Below are 18508 nucleotides of genomic sequence, written 5' to 3'. Positions count from 1 at the left end.
TACATTAGATGACATAAAAATATTTTTATCCGTCAGTCAGTTTAGCAATTAATAACAGAGATAGAGGTTCGATGATACGAATGACAAACAAACCTTTCCAAACTAAATAAATAAAAAACGTATTGGAGAAAACCCTGTTAAACCAATTCCATATAAGATTTCATTAACGATTTATCCGATATTTGATATGTTTATCGTCTACCAATAGTAATGTGCTATCAGTAAGGTGTACGTAATGTTTGCAAACACATTTCACAGCCATTTTTAGGCAAAACATGCTACGATTAGCGGTTATATTTGTCGCTTGTGTTTGTTGAGTAGGACTAATCAGTCACTCAGTAATTGTCAGTATTATTTGAACGTATATGATGCCTATGATGCCTATGATGCCTATGATGCATTGTTATTGTGCTCAAATATGACGATAGATCCCCCAATCCATCATGCGCATACCAACTGTTTAAGAGTACCCATTGTGATATTACGCCGCTATATGACTCGACAAGTTGCCTCGACCACTGCTTTGGTGCTGGGGTTTTTGGTAGTAATGATGCTTGGCGGTCGTTTGATACGTTATTTTGGCATTGCTGCTGAAGGCCGTTTGGATATTAGCCTGCTGTTTACGATCATCGGGTACAACCTGCCGTATTTTCTAGAATTGATATTACCGCTAGCCTTTTTTATCGCGTTGATGCTGGTGTTTGGTCGTTTATATGTCGATCAAGAAATGGCGGTTATTAATGCCAGCGGCGTGTCTCGCGGTAGGCTGGCGCGCCTGATGACACCATTGATATTAGCGTTGTTTGTCGGTGAGGCGGCGCTATCTATTGTAGGCAAACCATGGGGCGTACGCTCATCCGAGGCGGTGTGGCAGCAGCAAGCATTGACCAGTGCGTTTGACTTGATTCGCCCAAATGAGTTTATCAGTAGCGGTAACTACCATCTATACGTGGGTAGTCTCAGCGATGATAAGAAAAAACTACAAGATGTGATATTGATCCAATCTGAACCGACGCCAAAAGGTAATGCTGGCAAAAGCGCTGATATGAATAATACCATTGATCAAGAAACCGCGGATCAAATGGGCATCTCTGATATGCCAAAAGATATTATAAATAGAGATGCAAAAAACATCAGTAAAGACACCATCACGCTCGCCAAGCGTGCTGAACAGGTCAATACTGGCAATAGTGGTGTGACCCAGTTGGATCTATTTCAAGGTCGTCGCTATGAGGTGGGTGCAGGCAGCTTGAAATACAATCAAGTCGCCTTTGACCGTTATCGCATCACGCTTACTGAATCCTCGCAAGACGTCATTACTGAAGACAATATTGAAACCCAAGCAATTGGACCTCTATGGCAAGCGGCAACGGGTGATGCACAAACCAGTACAAATAACGCGCTGCGTGCTGCTCAAGGTGAGCTTGGCTACCGTCTGGCACTGCCGTGGCTGATGATTATCGCACCGATGCTGGCTGTACCGCTTGCGCAAGTGCGTCCACGTCAAGGGCGTTGGCTGCGTCTATTTCCTTCTATCTTATTATTTGTCAGCTGTGCGCTAGGCATCATCTCGCTTAAGAACGCAGTGAGCAAAGGCAGTATTAGCGTATGGGCATATGCATGGCTGGTATTAGGCTTTATGGCACTAGCGCTTTATTTGAATTGGGGCAGCCGTGTGCAACATCGTCTGCGCTTTCGTAAACAAGAAAACAGATTAACCGTCGCCGCGCCTATCAGCAGTCTGGACAATCAACACAATAGCTCACAAGGAGGGCAGTCTTAATGCGCTCTTTATTTGCTAAGTCTGCAGGGACTGATCAGTTGGCCAAAAAACCTGCCAATTTAAAAGTCCTCAGCCGTTATGTCAAACTCAACGCCTTACTTGCTATTATCGCGGCCGTCGTCGGTTTATGGGCGTTACAGCTGGTCTTTTCTTACTTATCAGAGCTCGATTCGTTAGATGACCGTTATACGATGGGGCAGGCACTTAAATATATCTTTTATCGATCACCCTATTTCTTAGAGCAATTCATCCCAACGGGTGCGCTACTCGGTGCCGTCATAGGATTGGGCTTACTTGCTAATAAAAGTGAGCTGGTCGTCATGCGTGCGGCTGGGGTCAGCATCTATCGTATCGTCGGCTGGGTGTTACAACCTGCCTTCATTTTTGTACTACTGGCATTGGCGATTAATCAGTTCGTGCTACCGCATTCCAATCAATTGGCAAAGCAAATAAACGATGAGGACAACACATCGCTAGTCACTTCGGTGCGCGGCTATTGGACGGTGCAGCCACGCTTTGAAAATGCACAAGATGGCAGCGCCACACCTGATGGCAGTGATATTTTATATATCGATTATGCCGATGTTGCCGGTAATATCGGCGAGGTAAAACGTTGGCATTTAGATAACAACGGTAATCTGCAAACCGCTGTACATGCTAATGGCGGAAAATATACGGGGCGTGAGCCTATCGATGTGACCAGTGACAAGCCAAGCGAGCAGTATCGCTACGAATGGCAGCTGAACGATATGGTCGAGCTTAGCATTAATCAGGGCTTTGAGAGTAGCCAAGCCGTTTCACCATCAGATACGCTCAGCTTACCATTCGCTCCAGAGTCGGTGTATCTACTGACGCGCAAGGCAGAGGATTTGTCTTTGACGCAACTATACGAGCATCGTCAGTTTATGCGAGGGCAGGGCAAGCGCTCCTTGGATCATGAAGTGGCGTTTTGGCAAAAGCTGCTCTCACCTTTATCAATATTGTCACTGGTCATTGTTGCTTGCTCATTCGTCTTTGGCTCGCTACGGACGCACAGTTTGGGCTTGCGCATCGTGGTGGCTTTGCTGTTTGGCTTGCTCTTTAGCTATATTCAGGATTTGGTTGGGTTTATATCGCTCGCCACAGGATTCTCGCCCATGCTCATGGTGTTGTTACCGATAATAGGCAGTGCCGCGCTTGGTGGCTACTTAATCAAGCGGCAGATGTAGAAAGACAGTTGGTCATACAAGACAAAAAGCACGCTAGATCTATTTTAGCGTGCTTTTTTATGACGATCTTTTATGGTTGGATGCCGAAGACTAATCTTTGGTCGCCATGGTAATCGTATAGGTTTTACCTTGTTTGATCTTTTCGCTATTACCGAACACTTCGGTAAACGAGCGCTTCATAAACTGACGCAAACCATTGATCGTCACCACATAAAAACGCCCACCTTGACGCATGCGGGCATAAGCATCGAGGAAATACAGATAATGCTGCTCTTTACCGACTTTGGCAGGCAAGTTCGACATCACAAGGCTAAAGTCTTTGTCCGCTGCCACATGATTAAAGCCATTGGATAAATGCACATCGACATTTTTTAGACCATTTTTTTCGCAGTTACGGCGCGCATATTCTACCGCCATAAAGTCTTTATCAATCAAAGTATGCTGACCATTCGGACATTCACGCGCGGCGGTCATACCAAGCACACCATAGCCACAGCCCAAGTCGATTGAATCATCATCTTCTTGGAAATCCACATAATCAAGCAGCATCAGGCTACCATCATCGAGCTTTTGTGGTGAAAAAATACCCCACGTGGTTGCAAAATCAAACGGCTTACCCAGCACGTCTTGCTGAAAATGGATGTCTTCGCGCCAATGTTGGGCGTTTTTGAGGAGGTCAGCAGGTGGTCTATGGCTCATGGGATTCTCAGATAATAGATAGGGAAAAGGAGGTGCGTTGTCCAATTAGGACAGTGCGCATCGTATGATGGATATTGTAACGAGAAAAGGGTAGGTTTGCAGCTATCTGTTGTATTGTGGGACGTCGTTATTGCAAAAATTGTGATAGGAGCTGATCCTGCCGTCCGCTATTATCTGCCATATCTGCTAGGGCACGGCTATAGACAGGTCAGGTTGCTGCTACCGCGACATCCTGACCTACCAAGCCTTTGCAATCTAGCAGTCATGACAGGATAACTGCTCCAGCCAGGGCTAAACCGCACCGTAAGGCGACTATTGTATTATTGCGAGATTTAAATGGGGAAGACAGCTGTTAAAGAATGATAAACAGCATTTCTAAGACGTCAATATGTTAATTTTAAATTTTTGAGCAAGCTATATTCGTTAAAATATAGTTAACTGAATATCAAATATATATGACAAAATTGATTTTTTCTGCGTAACATATTGAAAAATATAGTAAATTAGTTGTTTTACTTAGTTTTCAGCTCTTGGCCTTGTTTAAAAATCGCGTTACTCATTGCTTTATACTTCAAAATCTCAATTAACCACCTTGACTTGCATTAAAGTATGCAATAGAATCTAAGTTATAGAGACAAGAAAAAGCCCCTGAGCGAGCTATCCGACTAAAGAGAGCGTTCAGGAGCAGTTTTTCAAATAGAGTAATGGATTATTAAACAGCTCAGGCTGTACCATTTTTTTACGCATACTACATGAGGTAGTAATGGATAGTTTACCCAAAGTACTAGATTTTGTCAATGAACAAGCAACTTATCAAGTTGCACGTAGTGGTCATTTTGAACAGCAAGGTGATCAAGTAAGAGCTGATGCCTACCGTAATAGGTCCAAGGACTTTCTATCTTTAAAGCAGTTTATCGAAAATAACTGTAGAGAAAAACCCTCCTCAAACTCTATATATATCACTCCTAATGACCTTATTGGTTTACCTCCTGAGCTAATTGCAGAACTTAATATCTCCGAATCAGATAAACAAGACTTCCTATTAATGGAAGTTGTTGAAGATCTGGGTGGTATTGCAAGTATCGATAAAATAATGATTCGAGTTTACCATAAAACTGGTGAGATACTTGAGCGTCAAAAGCTTGGTGCAAAGCTATATAGAATGATTAGTAAAAATTTAATATATTCTCTTCCTAGTAAGAAAGGCGTTTATTCTTTACAACCAGTGAGCGAAGAGGAGGAACAAAATATGGAGGATTAAAAAAGCTCAGCAACGGCAATTGCTGAGCTTAGAAATTAAAAACCAAAAAAAATGAGTAGTCTCAGAGGTTGATGACTATCATAATTTAAAGGTATTTTGTACTTTTGAAGTGTACACACATACTTTATATTAAATGTTAGGCATTGTCTATGCCTCTGTGGCTACTTGTAAATTGATATTACATTAATTATAAGAAGTCAGGAGGCCTATATGGCTAAAGAATGTTCCTACCCTAAAGCCGTTCATGTACGTTGGTACTGGCGGTATAGATTCAAACGCTGGGAACGCGTTTGTGAACATTGTCGTAGTTATCCAAATCAGCAGTTGTCTTTCGATTTTTAACTGCTAGAGTTTAATTTTATAAAATGGCAATGGCTTTAGAGCTGTTGCCATTTTTTTATCTTCCAAGATAACTCTTTATATTACATTCCTAAGCGTTGCCAGCATACAAAAAACTTTAATCTTAGTTCCCCAGCCGCTTCTTTAACACATGATCAAACACAAACGGCCCAAAGGGCAAAAATGAACCAAGCAAACCAGCAGGGAGCGCCCACAGCGGCATTTTGATTTTATGTGCCGTGATAAAGAGCACCACAATATAGGCGATGAACAACACCCCATGCACAGGCCCGACGTAGCCCACCATTTCAGGCATATTCAGCATATATTTGAGTGGCATGGCGATACCCAGTAGCAGCAGAAAAGACGTGCCTTCCAAATAACCCATAATGGTCAATTTTTTTAACGCAAATGCTTGCGCTTTGGTGAGAGTGGGCTTGGAAGATGGCTCGGCGTACGACACGGTGTATTCCTCTGACGATTATGAATCAATATTTAATGACAATTCTGCTCACCAAGCTACCCAAAAGTTACCCACGCGGATGATGCGCTGCATGTAACTGCTGCAATCTTGCCGTCGCTACATGGGTATAAATTTGTGTGGTAGACAAGTCACTGTGCCCTAATAACAGCTGTACACTACGTAAGTCCGCGCCATGATTGAGCAAATGGGTAGCAAAGGCATGACGCAGGGTATGCGGTGATAGTTCCTTATCAATACTGGCAATTTGAGCGTATTTCTTAAGCAAATACCAAAAATTCTGCCGCGTCATATAACCACCTTGTGCGGTCAAAAACACCGCTTGGCAGTTACCAGATTTTAGATGGGCAATCAGATCGCCGCGCCCATGAGACAGATAGTCTTCTAGCGCATCGCTGGCGTATTCACCGAGTGGCACCAGTCGGGTTTTATTGCCTTTACCTGTGATTTGTAGCCAGCCTGCGTTTAGGTTCACTTGTTCAAGTGACAGATTAATCAGCTCACTGACGCGCAAACCGCAGGCATAGAGCACTTCTAGCATCGCTTTGTCACGCAGTCCAAGCGCCGTACTGGTATCAGGTGCGGCAAGGAGATTATCGACATCAGCCTCGGCCAAATCCTTTGGTAACGGACGTCCAAGCTTTGGGCTTTTGATACGCTCGCAGGGATTGTCTTCGCGCAGATTGCTCGCTATCATCCATAAATAGAACTGACGCAGACTTGAGAGCATACGCGCTTGGGTGCGTGGGGTTTTACCATCTTGGGCAAGCAGCGAAAGGCAGTGCAGCACATCATCAGGCTGCCAGCGGGTCAGGGCGAGTGGGTTGGTCAACTCACAAGAACGCAAGTCGCGCACATAAGCATTACGGGTACGCGTCGCCAAACCACGTGCTAGCATGGCTTGACGAAACTCAGTCATATAAGACGGTTCATCATCGACTGCCAGCGCTTTGGGCTGACGCTGTTGTACGGCGCGGTCACGGCTCATAGGGTGCTCAAGTATAAGTCAGATATAAATTAACCACTTTTTTTCTTCACCACATAGCGATAGAGCGTGGCGCTTTTGGGGTCATCATCATCGCCATCAACAGTGATTTCATCAGGGTCAGTATCTAGGCTGATATTTTCTGCCAATGTTTCTTGAGTCATCAGCTCATGCCCCAGATGACGACAGAAATTTGGAATGTCGCGAGTGGTAGCAGGGTCAGTGGCCAGTATCTCAATCACCTCACCGCTATCTGCTTTTCGGATGACTCGGTGCAGCATCATCACAGGCTCAGGACAGATCAGCCCTTGCGTATCTAGGTGATGGTCGATGTTCGTATCTGGTATAGAAGTAGTCATAGTCATTATCGTAAAGCTAAGTAGGTAGGTTAAAGAATGGATCGTTTGTTTAATCGCTTACTGAGGTGTACTGTCTAGATCGTCTACGGCTGCTGTCTCTTTGTCAGTATTTGCCACGTCTAAGAAGTTAAAAAAGCGCTTAAAACTGACTTTGAATAAAAATGCCACACCCAACCAACAGGACAGTCCTAACCATGCTGTATCAGCAAATAATAAGCCACCGATCAATATGATGGTCGATACGCCAATACTCATGGAAATCATCGAGGGTTGGTTTAAGCGATAACGATAAACCACAAAGGCATCATAAAGCGTGATGGGAATCGTAAGCGCAACCAAGGCATAGGGCAGGTTATAAAACAGTTGATACAGTAGCTGATTGTCATGGAACATCTTAATGCTAGCAATGGTACCAAATACTATAAAGGCCAAAATGGCCGCATAAATGAGATAGATCGCTATTTGGTTTGCACGCTGCGCGCCTCTAATACGAGCAATAGCAAGCGGAGCAAAACCATGTTGCGACTTAGTATGCAAGTCTTGGTCTAGGGCAGTGGTCATAGTAATCAGTCATTTATCTGTGAATAGGTACGATGTAGCAAAATGGTGCGACAGAAATAACAGTGTCTTCTACCTATCTTGCCTAATTAGTCTGCTTTGACCGCATCAATAGCGATACTACTATTTGGATCCGCAAAGTAGGTCGACATCAGGATACAAGCAGAGATATCATCAATCGGATCACGTTCATGCTTGATCCAGCCGTTGTCCCATGCGATTTCTCTTGCTTCGATAGAGGTTAAACGCTCATCACATAATGATACGGTCACTGGCAGATGCTGCTCCATAATTCTATGAGCCAGACGCCGCGCAAATTTATGTGCGCGTTTTGAGAGCATGGAACTGCTACCATCCATATTAAGTGGCAGGCCGACCACGACCTGTGCCACGCCCCAGACTTTTATAATACCGATGAGGTTGTCCCAGTCTGGCTGACCATTATTCATCGCCAAGATATCAAAAGCGCGTGCGGTTTGGGTCAAGCTATTACCGAGCGCCATGCCCATTTTTTTGACGCCATAATCTAGCGCCAAAATAAGATGCGGCTTTATTTCTGGCTCAGAGTCGCCAAGACCGTTGATATTAGACTCATTACTGTCAATACCATTTATATCAAGATCATGATCTGTAGCTTCTGTGCTATCTACTGCAAAAGTACTATCTACCATATTAAAGGCTATCCTTTTTTATCTGTATTCATAGAGCATGTGCTATTAAGCATGTCCGATGTCACTGCTAAGATAGTCAAAGTTGACGCCGATTTTGTCAGCGGCGATTTGCCAGCGCTCTTCGAACGGCGTATCAAACAATAAAGTCAGATCGGCAGGGCAGACGAGCCAATCACCATTACCCAGTTCTTGGTCTAACTGTTTTTTGCCCCAGCTGGCATGACCCAAGCACAGTTGATAGTGACCGACGCCTTGACCTGCCGCGATACGCTTTAGAATATCTTGGCTGGTGGTGATGCAGACATTCTCTGAAATCGCAAAAGAGGACGCCCATTCAGGCTGACCTGTATGCAGCACAAAGCCGACCTCAGGATACATAGGGCCACCTTCTAAAGCCACATCTTCCATCACTTGCGGATTGGTCACTTCAATATCTAAATCTTCTAGAAGCTTGCCCACTCGTGCTTGCTCTAATGGGCGATTGACCATCAGACCTAGCGCACCATGCTTATCATGGCGGCAGATATAGATGAGCGCCTGCTCAAACCTTGGGTCTGACAGCTCTGGCGCCGCAATTAAGAAGTGGTGAGTCAAATTGGTTTTAGACATAGAAACAAACGCAACCGAATAATAAGGGTGAAAGACCACTATATGGTGATAACCAATAGAAAAGCAAGATTCGCGCCAATTGCTATTGATAGCCACAAAGATTTAACAAGTACTTTTTTTGATGAATCGTGCTGGATGATTTAACGACAATTAATGTGTCATTTGACATCAGACAGCAAGCTACGAGCATGATCACGAGTCACATCGGTGATCGTAACGCCACCAGACATACGCGCCAGCTCATCTACCTGCGCGCTGTCTGTCAGTATTATCAGCTCACTTTCGGTCTGTTCTTGATGGTGCTTTTGTACCAAGATATGTTGGTGCGCTTGCGCCGCGACTTGTGCTTGGTGAGTGATCGCGAGCAATTGCTGCGTTTGCCCAAGCGCGCGTAGTAGCTCGCCGACCACCTGCGCCGTACCGCCGCTGATACCGACATCGACTTCATCGAATACGAGCATGGGTTTGGCAGCTTTGTTATCAGCGTTGGTTGCTTGCAAGACTTGCATGACCAGCGCCATTCGTGACAGCTCACCACCTGAGGCGATTTTATGCAGTGGCTGCATGGGCATACCGACATTGGCACTGAACAATAAATCAATATCGTAGCAGCCATGTGCATTGTACTGGCTAGGCTCTGTCTTTTTGGTAAAAACGAACTCGCAGCGCGCATTGGGTAAGGCAAGCGGTTGTAGTTGTTCTATAAGCTGTTTACTAATGGTTGGTGCCGCTTTTGTACGCTCTTGATTTAGCTGTGTGGCCAGTGCTAGATAATCCTGCCAAGCTTGCTCAATTTGCGCGGCCATCGCATCACTGCTCGGCTCGTTTTCTAACTGCTCTAATTGCTTTTGCCAAGCTTTTGCTTCATCAATCAAATCGCTCGCTGGCAAGTTGTACTTACGTGATAAGCGATGACTTAAACTGATGAGATTGTCTAATGCTTGTAAGCGTTCAGGGTCAGGTAGTTGCTGCTCGGCATAATCTGACAGTAGCGCCGTCACCTCGGTGATTTGTTGCTGCGCCAAATGCAGCTGCTCAGAGGCTTGCTCAAAGGTTTGGCTGACACCAACTTGATGATCGCAAAGTTTGATTACTTGCCCGAGCAAGGTCATTACATCTGGCTCATCGGTATCGTTGTCGAGCAGATGCAAGCCATGGCTGGCCTCTTGCATTAAGGCTTCAATATTAGACAGCTCCTCGTGCTCAGATTCAACTTCTGCATAGTCCACAGCCAATAGAGGGGTGATGTCTGCCAGTTGGCTTTGTAAAAGTTGAATACGGTCTTGACGCTGAGCCTCGCGACTTGCAATATCATCAGCGCGACGCTTTAGCTGCTGATACTGCTGATAGCTACTGGCTGTCTGACGCGTGAGTGGCGTTATTTGTGCCATCTCATCGAGCCAATTCACCACAAACTGCGGCTTGAGTAAGGCTTGCTGAGCATGTTGGCTATGAATATTGACCAGTAATGCGCCCAAGCTTTTTAGCTCAGCCAAACTGGCAGGCGAACCATTCAACCATGCTTTTGAGCGACCAGTATTGCTCAGCTGCCGCCGAATAAGTACTTCAGGCTCGTCTAGCGCCCGATCATTCTTGGCAAACCATTCGGCAATGACGCTGTTGTTGTGTACATCAAACTGAGCATAAATGTCTGCGTTGTCTGCGCCATGTCTGACCATCGCGATGTCTGCGCGTGCACCTACACACAAGGATAGTGCATCCAGCAATAACGATTTGCCAGCCCCTGTTTCACCAGTGATGACATTGAAGCCTTCAGCGACACTCAGCTCATGCTGAGCGATCAACGCAAACTGATGTAAAGTTAATGATACTAGCATCAACGCCTCTCATGACAGACAATGAACTTCATATAAATCTTAAGAAGCCATCTATAAAATAAGATAAATAAAGCAATGAATTTATCTATTTAACGACACTAAATAGATAAATATTGTAGGCAAACAGTATGGTGCTAAATGTGCTCAAATACAAACATTAAGGGAGTGTATAATCGAATTTGTGATTGGAAGATTACCACAAAATTATCAAAAACTGGCAATGAGTAATCGCTGTAATATCAATCATTAAGAGGGTTGATTATAGCAAAATTATGTCTATATACTAAGCGCGATTTCGGACAAAATTCATAAAAATAGACTCAGTATAATGATGTGTTAATGGCATAAAAGCAGATAAATAAGCCCATTTGAGCCCAGCATCAAATAGTATTTTCCTAGTCGCTTTAACAAACTTTATAGAGATAATGTGGTAGCATAATCTCACATAATGATAAACTCTTCTTGTTATATTGATGACATACGGTGCATGATAACGAGTCATGATTTTGTAAAATTACAGGCGTATAGTGAGAAGAGTATGCCAATCAGTCATTATTCCAAAGCGTTTTCATAGAACCTGTGGCTACTCTTAGCACGCAGATATCTAGTAGAGAAGGATACCGCACTCAGTGCAGAGAGGTGTGTTGATGACGCGGCTCTAGCGGTAACCAGTTACTTATTTTTTAGTTTTACCATAATTATTTGATAAGGAAGCCACTATGACAGCGGCGCAATTTACTAACGTAACAGTTAATGCCCAAGCGACAGTATCTTATGATGGTCGCTGTTCCAGCCATACCATTATGTTTGAAGACGGTCGTCACAAAACCTTGGGTGTGATCTTACCTTGTGATAACTTGGTTGAGCATTATCACTTTAGCACCAATACATCCGAGCGTATCGAAATCACCGGCGGCGAGTGTGAAGTGAAAATTAATGGTGATGACGAGTTTAGCTACTACCGTGCTGGTCAATCGTTTGTTGTCGAAGGCAATAGCGGTTTCAATCTACGTACCGAAGAAATCGTCCAGTATGTCTGCCATTTAGAAGGTTGATATTATCAACAATGCGATTAAGTTAATATTGGCTGCAATTAAGCTAGTATCATCAGTGAACAGCTAACGCCATCAAATATTAATGACCAAACAATAAACAATATCAGATTGGTATTGTTTATTTCTGTTTTTAGTGCTGACTTAATCGCTCCCTCATTGCCAACGAGTTGCAGTGCTCAATGCCAATGACATTCTTCTTATTCCATCGCTTAGCGCGATATCCACCTAATACTTAATAGGCCTGTTATGGCAAAACCCATTTACTTTTACGGCATTCATGCCATTGATGCGTTACTTAAACACCGCCCTTTGGATGGTCTTAGCTTGTTTGTGCAACAGGGACGCGAGAGTGACAGCCATGTACAAGCCATTATGGCTGAGGCGGAAGCTAATGGTATCAGTATCCAGCCGACCCAAAAAGATAAGCTGACACAGCTATGTGGTAGCCCGCAGCATCAAGGCGTGGTACTCAATGCTCGTCCGCTAGGTTTTGCTGATGAAGGTCTGCTTGATACCATTATTGGTCGCGAACAGTGCTTATTGTTAGTGCTAGATCAAATCACAGACGCACATAACTTTGGCGCTTGCTTGCGCACAGCCGTAGCAATGGGTGTGGATGCGGTCGTATGTCCAAAACACCATGCAGCAAGCCTGACGCCCACAGTCGCTAAAGTATCTGTTGGGGCCGCAGAGATGATGCCGATTATTAGTGTCACCAATTTGGCACGTACACTTTCGCACATCAAAAACGCAGGAGTATTTGTGTTTGGTACGGCGCTCAATGCCGATGCGAAGCCTATCCATGCCGCTGATCTGACTGGCAAAACAGCCATCATTATGGGGTCAGAAGGAGAGGGGATGCGCCGCCTGACAATGGAGAGCTGCGATGAGCTGGTTTATATTCCGATGTCAGGAAACGAGCATGGCAACCTACAAAGCTTAAACGTAAGCGTCGCTACTGGTATGGCACTGTATGAGGTTAATCGCCAGCGAACTTTAGCTGCTGGGCAAGCGTAAGGTACTCTTGGTGTAGGGGTTCTAGCTGTAAGTATAGAGAGGCAAGGTCGCTCTCGTTAAGTATGATATCGTCTGCATGACGATTGCGCTCTTCACGACTGAGCTGGTTGGTCATAATGGCTTTGATTTTTTGAATACTTTGATCATCACGCTGACTGGCACGCGCAAGCTGCGTGTCTTCGGTGGCATCCATTACAAGGATACGTTGGCATAAATTGGCAAGACCTGCTTCTGCTCCCTCAATGAGTAGGGGTGCGGACAATACCACATAAGCTGAGGTACTAGACTCTAACTGTGCTTTGGCTGTCTCACGTATCGCTGGATGCGTGATCGCCTCAAGCTCAATAAGCGCTTCAGGGTTTGCAAATACATGCGTGCGTACGGCCGCTCTATTCATTGATCCGTCATCATTTAATACCCAATCACCGAATCTTTTTTGGATTTTGCGCAGAGTATCGCTGCCTTTAGTAACGATCTCATGAGCGATCACATCGGCATCGATAATATCGATCCCTTGCTCAGAAAACCAAGCACTAGCAGCGGATTTGCCACTACCGATCCCGCCTGTTAAACCAACGACGAGCGTCTTGTTTTTTGTCTGTAGATTCTGTGGTTGACGCGAATAAGATTGTGCGGCTTTATTTGACATAATGATGGCTTATTTGACAGAGGTAGTAAAAGCAGTGACTAATGAAGAAATTGCTTATCAATAATCGTGACTGTAGATTAGGGGAAAATTTTACTATCAAGACTCAGTAAGTATACATACCAAGATACCAGCTGACGATATCTGAGCCGTATAATAAAGCAACAATGCCTGCGACAGCAATGTAAGGACCAAAGGCAAAAGGCCTGCTCTCACCTTGTTTTTTCATCAAGATTATTCCGACGATCGACCCAAGCAAGGATGATAATAAAATAATTAATGGCAACATCATGGGCCCGAGCCAAGCACCTAATACTGCTAGTAATTTAAAATCACCTTGTCCCATCCCATGTTTCTTAGTGATTAAGTAGAATACTTTAACGACGATCCAGAGTGATAAAAATCCGAAGAGTAAACCCCATATCGACTGCGTTGGTGAGACAAACCAGCCTTGTGAGTTGACGGCCAATCCTAGACCTGCTAGTGGAAAAGTCAGGCGATCGGGTAGTAGCTGCGTATCAAAATCAATACCGGTTAGAGCCACTAGTGTCCACACTAAAACGAGCGCTGACAATCCAGTTGCATTGACACCGAATTTGTAGATCACGAGCACCGATAGTAAAGCGGTTACTAACTCAACTACAGGATACCGCAAACCAATCGCAGCTTTGCAGTTTGAGCAGCGCCCTTTTAGTGCCAGCCAGCTGATTAAGGGTATGTTTTCATACCATCTGATCTTATGAGCGCAATGGGGGCAGCGTGAGGCAGGTCGACTCAAAGTAATGGGTTGGTCAGTAGCCACGACATTCGCTATAGGTAACGTATGCTCGCGTGGCATATCTGCCTGTTCGATCATAAATTGGCTACATTCTTGTCGCCAACCGTAAATCATCATAAGTGGGATACGATGAATCACAACATTTAAAAAACTACCAACACAAAGACCTAACAAACCAAATACGACCAAGGCTAGAGCTATATTTTCTTGTAGTAACTGTATGAATTGCATTAAACCATTATCCTACGACTGAGCCCATTTGGAAGATTGGTAAGTACATCGCAATGACCAGACCACCAACTAATACACCCAGTACAGCCATGATCATAGGTTCCATTAAGCTGGTCAAACCATCAACGGCATTGTCGACTTCGTTTTCGTAGTAGACAGCGACTTTATCGAGCATTTCTTCCAAGCTACCAGACTCTTCGCCGATACCCACCATTTGAATAACGAGACTTGGGAATAAATTGGTTGAACGTATGGAGAACTGTAGTTGCTGACCAGTAGAAACGTCATTTTTGACCTGTTGAGTGGCATTATAAAACACGACATTGTTGGTCGCACCAGCAGTAGAATCTAGCGCATCAATGAGAGGTACACCAGCGGCAAAAGTGGTAGATAGGGTACGAGCAAAGCGCGCAATAATTGCTTGATAAGCAATATTGCCAAAAATTGGTGCTTTTAATACCGCACGGTCTAAAAAGTCACGGAATTTTTTAGAGCGTTTTTTTGCTTCTGAAAATCCGATAATAGCCCCACCGATAAAAATAATTAAAATAAACCACCATGCTTTCATCCACTCAGACATACCCACTACCATTTGAGTAAAAGCAGGTAGCTCTGCGCCAAATGACTCAAATAGGTCTGAAAATACAGGCACGACTTTTATTAATAGAATCATAGTAACGATAATGGCAACTACGATGACAGCAATCGGATATTTTATTGCTTTCTTAATCTTTGCTTTTAGTAATTCGCTTTTTTCTTTGTAAGTCGCTACACGCTCAAGCATGGTCTCTAGCGCACCCGATTGTTCACCAGATTCGACGAGTGAGCAGAATAGATCATCAAAGTAACGAGGGTGTTTACGTAGGGCGGAAGCAAAGGTGCCACCTGCTTCGATATCAGCTTTGATTTGTAGCACCAAGTCTTTCATACTCGGATTATCAAGCGAATCTGCTACAATTTCAAAAGATTGAGTCAGCGGGACACCTGCTTTCATCATCGTTGCCAATTGTCGCGCAAAAATCGCAATATCAATGGCTTTAATTGGTTTTTTGAAGGTGTAGAGCGGTTTTGGTTTCTTCTTGATACCTTTAACCGTGATCCCTTGCTTGCGTAAAGTAGCTTTGGCTAACTCTAAGCTACGACTAGTGGTTTCGCCTTTCACCTTTTGCCCGCGCCGGTTTACGCCATCATAGACAAAGTCCAACAGCATGTCAGTCTTAGCTTTTGCCATATTACTACCCTCGAGATTGTCTAATATAGATATTGCAAACATAAAGCAGAATACCAGACAAAATTGTTGGCTGGTATACTTTATTTTAGCGCAAAAAACCAGTGCCTATCTGTTTTATTTTTAAGTATATCTATTAGATAGTATTTCTACGTTAGGAGCCTTTAGAAAGAAAAATACTAGAAGATTAGGGCGTTTTGAACATTCGACCATGGCACTGACAGCGACAATTTTTTAGGCGATTCGATGTTAAAAATAATAAGTTTAGTCATTCTAAGCGCTTATTTTTAACGATGAAGCGGCAAAAAAGAGTCCTGTCCCCTGCTTTTTATCGTTGGGGCTGATGCTAAAATTGCCCCATACTGCGTTACAAATCTCGCTAAGGCATCTGCATTATCGTCGCTTTGTGCCTTCTCTGGAACAATTTTAGCGATCAGCAGTGCCTATTTGCGAATGTTCAACACGCCCTAATAGTTGCATATACGACTTAATGCTTATGCTACTTATTCAGAAGTAACGCGCATCATTTCTTGAATACTAGTGACACCTTGCAGAACTTTTAAAACCCCAGAACGGCGTAGATCTCGAAAACCATTTTTGAGCGCCGCATCTTTGATATCTATGGCATTGCCGTCTTCCATAATGATACGTGAGATGTCGGGGCTGACCTTCATCACCTCATAAATACCTACACGGCCTTTATAACCTTCACGGCACTCATTGCAGCCCACTGGCTCATAAATCACGTTGTCTGGATTATCCAAATCTGCATCAGTAAAACCAATCTCTAGCAAACTTTGACGAGGGATATTGATCGGTTTTTTACAGTTCTTACACAGTCGCCGCGCCAAACGTTGCGCAATGACTAAGTTGACTGACGTTGCAATGTTAAAAGACGCCACTCCCATATTACGCAAACGCGTTAATGTCTCAGGTGCTGAATTGGTATGTAGGGTGGAGAGTACCATATGCCCTGTTTGTGCCGCTTTAATAGCGATCTCGGCAGTTTCCAAGTCACGAATCTCACCAACCATGACAATATCAGGATCTTGACGCAAAAAAGACTTGAGCGCATTAGCAAAGGTTAGGCCGACCTTAGCGTTGACATTGACCTGATTGATACCTTCAAGGTTAATCTCCACAGGGTCTTCGGCGGTTGAAATATTGGTGGCACCAGTGTTTAAGATATTGATACCTGTGTAAAGAGAGACTGTCTTACCAGAACCAGTAGGGCCAGTAATCAGTAGCATACCTTGTGGTTTGTGCAGCGCTTCTAAAAACATCTCCTGCTGATCAGGTTCATACCCTAGCGCATCAATACCAAGCATGGCTGATGAAGGATCTAGGATACGCAAAACGATTTTTTCACCGAATAAGGTTGGTAATGAGTTTACCCGGAAATCGATGGCTTTGGTCTTAGAGATTTTGAGCTTGATACGACCATCTTGTGGTATTCTGCGCTCTGAGATATCCATCTGTGACATGACTTTTAGACGAGCCGCAATTTTACCAGCGAGCTGGACTGGCGGACTGGCTATTTTTTGCATCACGCCATCAACACGAAAACGTACTCGGAAAGATTTTTCGTAAGGCTCAAAGTGCAAATCAGAGGCACCCATGCGAATAGCATCGACCAACATTTTATTGACGAATTTTACAACAGGTGCTTCATCGACCCCATCATTAAGTTTGGTTGTCCCTTCGTCCTGATCGTCATCACCATCTTCAAAACCAACATTTAAGTCACTGTCAGAGAAGCTGTCAAAGCTCTGCATCGTATCAGCGTAAACGCTTTCGATACGCTTTTTTAGCTTGTTTTCTTCAACAACAATCGTTTCGATAGACAAGCGAGAATTAAAGGCAATAGCATCAATAGCATCAACACGAGTTGGATCACTAAGCGCTACAAATAAGCGTTGGCCGCGCTTGAATAATGGCAATGCATTAAACTTACGGACGATTTTTTCATCGACTAAGTCCTTTGGAATGACATCAGTGCTGAGCGCATCGAGATCGAACAAGGGATCGCCAAAGGCTTGTGATAACATTTGAGCAAGGTGATAAGAATCAGCCAGTTTATTGTCTACAAGGTACGGCACCAATCCGATTTTCTGCTCCTGCGACTCAATCTGTGCCGTTTTCATATTTGCTTCGCTAACGACACCATCACTGATGAGCTGCTGCGCTAGACCACCATATTTACTGGTTGTAATAGACATTATGACCTCTCCTTGATAAAGGGTTTGCACACCGCTTTAGAATACAGACTACTATATATGCTTTAATATATTTGCGGTAATGGATGCGTATTTTGATTCAGCAAGTTATTTCTACTTCTTTCGTAATAACTTAGAGAGCATTTAGGGCGTGTTGAACATTCGACCATGGCACTGACAGCGACTATTTTTTAGGCGATTCGATGTTAAAAATAATAAGTTTAGTCATTCTAAGCGCTTATTTTTAACGATGAAGCGGCAAAAAAGAGTCCTGTCCCCTGCTTTTATCGTTGGGGCTGATGCTAAAATTGCCCCATACTGCGTTACAAATCTCGCTAAGGCATCTGCATTATCGTCGCTTTGTGCCTTGTCTGGAACAATTTTAGCGATCAGCAGTGCCTATTTGCGAATGTTCAACACGCCCTAATAATTTTTAATTTCTGTTAGACACAATATACGACTTTACTTTATTTTAGTTTAAAGGCTTTCTACAAATGATTAAACAATCAATACATCAAAATCTCTGTTTTTAGTTGTCATTTTTGA

Annotated in this window: 17 protein-coding genes; 5 read left to right on the top strand and 12 right to left on the bottom strand. The window is 43.9% G+C overall.

The features are described 5' to 3' along the window. Window positions 1–493: 493 nt before the first annotated feature. Window positions 494–1783: an LPS export ABC transporter permease LptF gene (locus tag PSBA01_RS05835; RefSeq protein WP_186475456.1), complete on the top strand. Its 1290-nt coding sequence runs from the start codon at window positions 494–496 to the stop codon at window positions 1781–1783. Beyond that, window positions 1783–2991, top strand: coding sequence for an LPS export ABC transporter permease LptG (gene lptG / locus PSBA01_RS05830; protein ID WP_186475315.1), 1209 nt, complete (start codon window positions 1783–1785; stop codon window positions 2989–2991). The genes PSBA01_RS05835 and lptG overlap by 1 nt, the downstream gene beginning before the upstream one ends. Window positions 2992–3081: 90 nt before the next feature. On the opposite strand, the gene PSBA01_RS05825 is transcribed toward lptG, so the two are convergent. After that, a complete protein-coding gene (locus PSBA01_RS05825; protein ID WP_186475314.1) occupies window positions 3082–3690 on the bottom strand; it encodes a class I SAM-dependent methyltransferase in 609 nt (202 codons plus the stop codon). A gap of 763 nt (window positions 3691–4453) precedes the next feature. On the opposite strand from PSBA01_RS05825, the gene PSBA01_RS05820 reads away from it, so the two are divergent. Further along, window positions 4454–4951 (top strand): hypothetical protein, encoded by a 498-nt coding sequence (locus PSBA01_RS05820; protein ID WP_186475313.1) that lies wholly within the window; start codon window positions 4454–4456, stop codon window positions 4949–4951. 463 nt (window positions 4952–5414) lie between these two features. Here the strand turns inward: PSBA01_RS05820 and PSBA01_RS05815 are convergent, their stop codons facing one another. From PSBA01_RS05815 to recN, 7 genes are all read right to left on the bottom strand, one after another. After that, window positions 5415–5753 carry a DUF3817 domain-containing protein gene (locus PSBA01_RS05815; protein WP_228724650.1) on the bottom strand — a complete coding sequence of 113 codons (339 nt, stop codon included), beginning with the start codon at window positions 5751–5753 and terminating at the stop codon, window positions 5415–5417. Between the two features lie 67 nt (window positions 5754–5820). Continuing rightward, window positions 5821–6759 carry a site-specific tyrosine recombinase XerD gene (xerD, locus tag PSBA01_RS05810; RefSeq protein WP_186475312.1) on the bottom strand — a complete coding sequence of 313 codons (939 nt, stop codon included), beginning with the start codon at window positions 6757–6759 and terminating at the stop codon, window positions 5821–5823. A gap of 29 nt (window positions 6760–6788) precedes the next feature. Further along, window positions 6789–7115, bottom strand: a complete 327-nt coding sequence (tusA, locus tag PSBA01_RS05805) for a sulfurtransferase TusA (protein WP_186475311.1) — start codon at window positions 7113–7115, stop codon at window positions 6789–6791. Between the two features lie 57 nt (window positions 7116–7172). Further along, window positions 7173–7676, bottom strand: a complete 504-nt coding sequence (locus tag PSBA01_RS05800; protein ID WP_186475310.1) for a hypothetical protein — start codon at window positions 7674–7676, stop codon at window positions 7173–7175. A gap of 86 nt (window positions 7677–7762) precedes the next feature. Continuing rightward, entirely contained in the window at window positions 7763–8182 is a 420-nt protein-coding gene (gene ruvX / locus PSBA01_RS05795) for a Holliday junction resolvase RuvX (RefSeq protein WP_267448887.1), read from the bottom strand. Window positions 8183–8389: 207 nt separating this feature from the next. Then, window positions 8390–8953: a YqgE/AlgH family protein gene (locus PSBA01_RS05790; protein WP_093069684.1), complete on the bottom strand. Its 564-nt coding sequence runs from the start codon at window positions 8951–8953 to the stop codon at window positions 8390–8392. A 158-nt stretch (window positions 8954–9111) separates the two neighbouring features. Beyond that, window positions 9112–10791: a DNA repair protein RecN gene (gene recN / locus PSBA01_RS05785; RefSeq protein ID WP_093069687.1), complete on the bottom strand. Its 1680-nt coding sequence runs from the start codon at window positions 10789–10791 to the stop codon at window positions 9112–9114. 719 nt (window positions 10792–11510) lie between these two features. Here recN and PSBA01_RS05780 point away from each other — a divergent pair. Together PSBA01_RS05780 and rlmB are read left to right on the top strand one after the other, a co-directional pair. Then, on the top strand, window positions 11511–11846 hold the full coding sequence (locus PSBA01_RS05780) for a pyrimidine/purine nucleoside phosphorylase (RefSeq protein WP_058023616.1): 336 nt from the start codon (window positions 11511–11513) through the stop codon (window positions 11844–11846). A gap of 246 nt (window positions 11847–12092) precedes the next feature. Beyond that, window positions 12093–12863 carry a 23S rRNA (guanosine(2251)-2'-O)-methyltransferase RlmB gene (gene rlmB / locus PSBA01_RS05775; RefSeq protein ID WP_093069689.1) on the top strand — a complete coding sequence of 257 codons (771 nt, stop codon included), beginning with the start codon at window positions 12093–12095 and terminating at the stop codon, window positions 12861–12863. Here the strand turns inward: rlmB and coaE are convergent. The 4 genes from coaE to pilB form a co-directional block, all read right to left on the bottom strand. Further along, window positions 12826–13512 carry a dephospho-CoA kinase gene (gene coaE, locus PSBA01_RS05770; RefSeq protein WP_093069692.1) on the bottom strand — a complete coding sequence of 229 codons (687 nt, stop codon included), beginning with the start codon at window positions 13510–13512 and terminating at the stop codon, window positions 12826–12828. The two genes, rlmB and coaE, sit on opposite strands and share 38 nt — an antisense overlap. A 103-nt stretch (window positions 13513–13615) precedes the next feature. Beyond that, window positions 13616–14518 (bottom strand): prepilin peptidase, encoded by a 903-nt coding sequence (locus tag PSBA01_RS05765; RefSeq protein ID WP_093069694.1) that lies wholly within the window; start codon window positions 14516–14518, stop codon window positions 13616–13618. 7 nt (window positions 14519–14525) lie between these two features. Beyond that, the gene (locus PSBA01_RS05760; protein ID WP_093069696.1) at window positions 14526–15749 is read right to left on the bottom strand and encodes a type II secretion system F family protein; all 1224 of its coding nucleotides are present in this window, start codon (window positions 15747–15749) and stop codon (window positions 14526–14528) included. A gap of 500 nt (window positions 15750–16249) precedes the next feature. Then, complete coding sequence (gene pilB / locus PSBA01_RS05755) at window positions 16250–17965, bottom strand: type IV-A pilus assembly ATPase PilB (RefSeq protein ID WP_093069698.1); 1716 nt, start codon at window positions 17963–17965, stop codon at window positions 16250–16252. Window positions 17966–18508: the final 543 nt, after the last annotated feature.

This window comes from Psychrobacter sp. KCTC 72983, from assembly GCF_014280455.1.
GTDB classification, from domain to species: Bacteria; Pseudomonadota; Gammaproteobacteria; order Pseudomonadales; family Moraxellaceae; genus Psychrobacter; species Psychrobacter pacificensis.
The sequence above is the reverse complement of the archived record's forward strand: the minus strand, read 5'-3'. Positions and strand labels throughout refer to the sequence as shown.

What these genes read in the sequence shown, in the direction of transcription:
- PSBA01_RS05835 (WP_186475456.1), top strand. Translation starts at nt 494, where the DNA reads ATGACTCGACAAGTTGCCTCGACCACTGCTTTGGTGCTGGGGTTTTTG.
- lptG (WP_186475315.1), top strand. Translation starts at nt 1,783, where the DNA reads ATGCGCTCTTTATTTGCTAAGTCTGCAGGGACTGATCAGTTGGCCAAA.
- PSBA01_RS05825 (WP_186475314.1), bottom strand. Translation starts at nt 3,690, where the DNA reads ATGAGCCATAGACCACCTGCTGACCTCCTCAAAAACGCCCAACATTGG.
- PSBA01_RS05820 (WP_186475313.1), top strand. Translation starts at nt 4,454, where the DNA reads ATGGATAGTTTACCCAAAGTACTAGATTTTGTCAATGAACAAGCAACT.
- xerD (WP_186475312.1), bottom strand. Translation starts at nt 6,759, where the DNA reads ATGAGCCGTGACCGCGCCGTACAACAGCGTCAGCCCAAAGCGCTGGCA.
- tusA (WP_186475311.1), bottom strand. Translation starts at nt 7,115, where the DNA reads ATGACTACTTCTATACCAGATACGAACATCGACCATCACCTAGATACG.
- PSBA01_RS05800 (WP_186475310.1), bottom strand. Translation starts at nt 7,676, where the DNA reads ATGACCACTGCCCTAGACCAAGACTTGCATACTAAGTCGCAACATGGT.
- ruvX (WP_267448887.1), bottom strand. Translation starts at nt 8,182, where the DNA reads ATGGGCATGGCGCTCGGTAATAGCTTGACCCAAACCGCACGCGCTTTT.
- PSBA01_RS05790 (WP_093069684.1), bottom strand. Translation starts at nt 8,953, where the DNA reads ATGTCTAAAACCAATTTGACTCACCACTTCTTAATTGCGGCGCCAGAG.
- recN (WP_093069687.1), bottom strand. Translation starts at nt 10,791, where the DNA reads ATGCTAGTATCATTAACTTTACATCAGTTTGCGTTGATCGCTCAGCAT.
- PSBA01_RS05780 (WP_058023616.1), top strand. Translation starts at nt 11,511, where the DNA reads ATGACAGCGGCGCAATTTACTAACGTAACAGTTAATGCCCAAGCGACA.
- rlmB (WP_093069689.1), top strand. Translation starts at nt 12,093, where the DNA reads ATGGCAAAACCCATTTACTTTTACGGCATTCATGCCATTGATGCGTTA.
- coaE (WP_093069692.1), bottom strand. Translation starts at nt 13,512, where the DNA reads ATGTCAAATAAAGCCGCACAATCTTATTCGCGTCAACCACAGAATCTA.
- PSBA01_RS05765 (WP_093069694.1), bottom strand. Translation starts at nt 14,518, where the DNA reads ATGCAATTCATACAGTTACTACAAGAAAATATAGCTCTAGCCTTGGTC.
- PSBA01_RS05760 (WP_093069696.1), bottom strand. Translation starts at nt 15,749, where the DNA reads ATGGCAAAAGCTAAGACTGACATGCTGTTGGACTTTGTCTATGATGGC.
- pilB (WP_093069698.1), bottom strand. Translation starts at nt 17,965, where the DNA reads ATGTCTATTACAACCAGTAAATATGGTGGTCTAGCGCAGCAGCTCATC.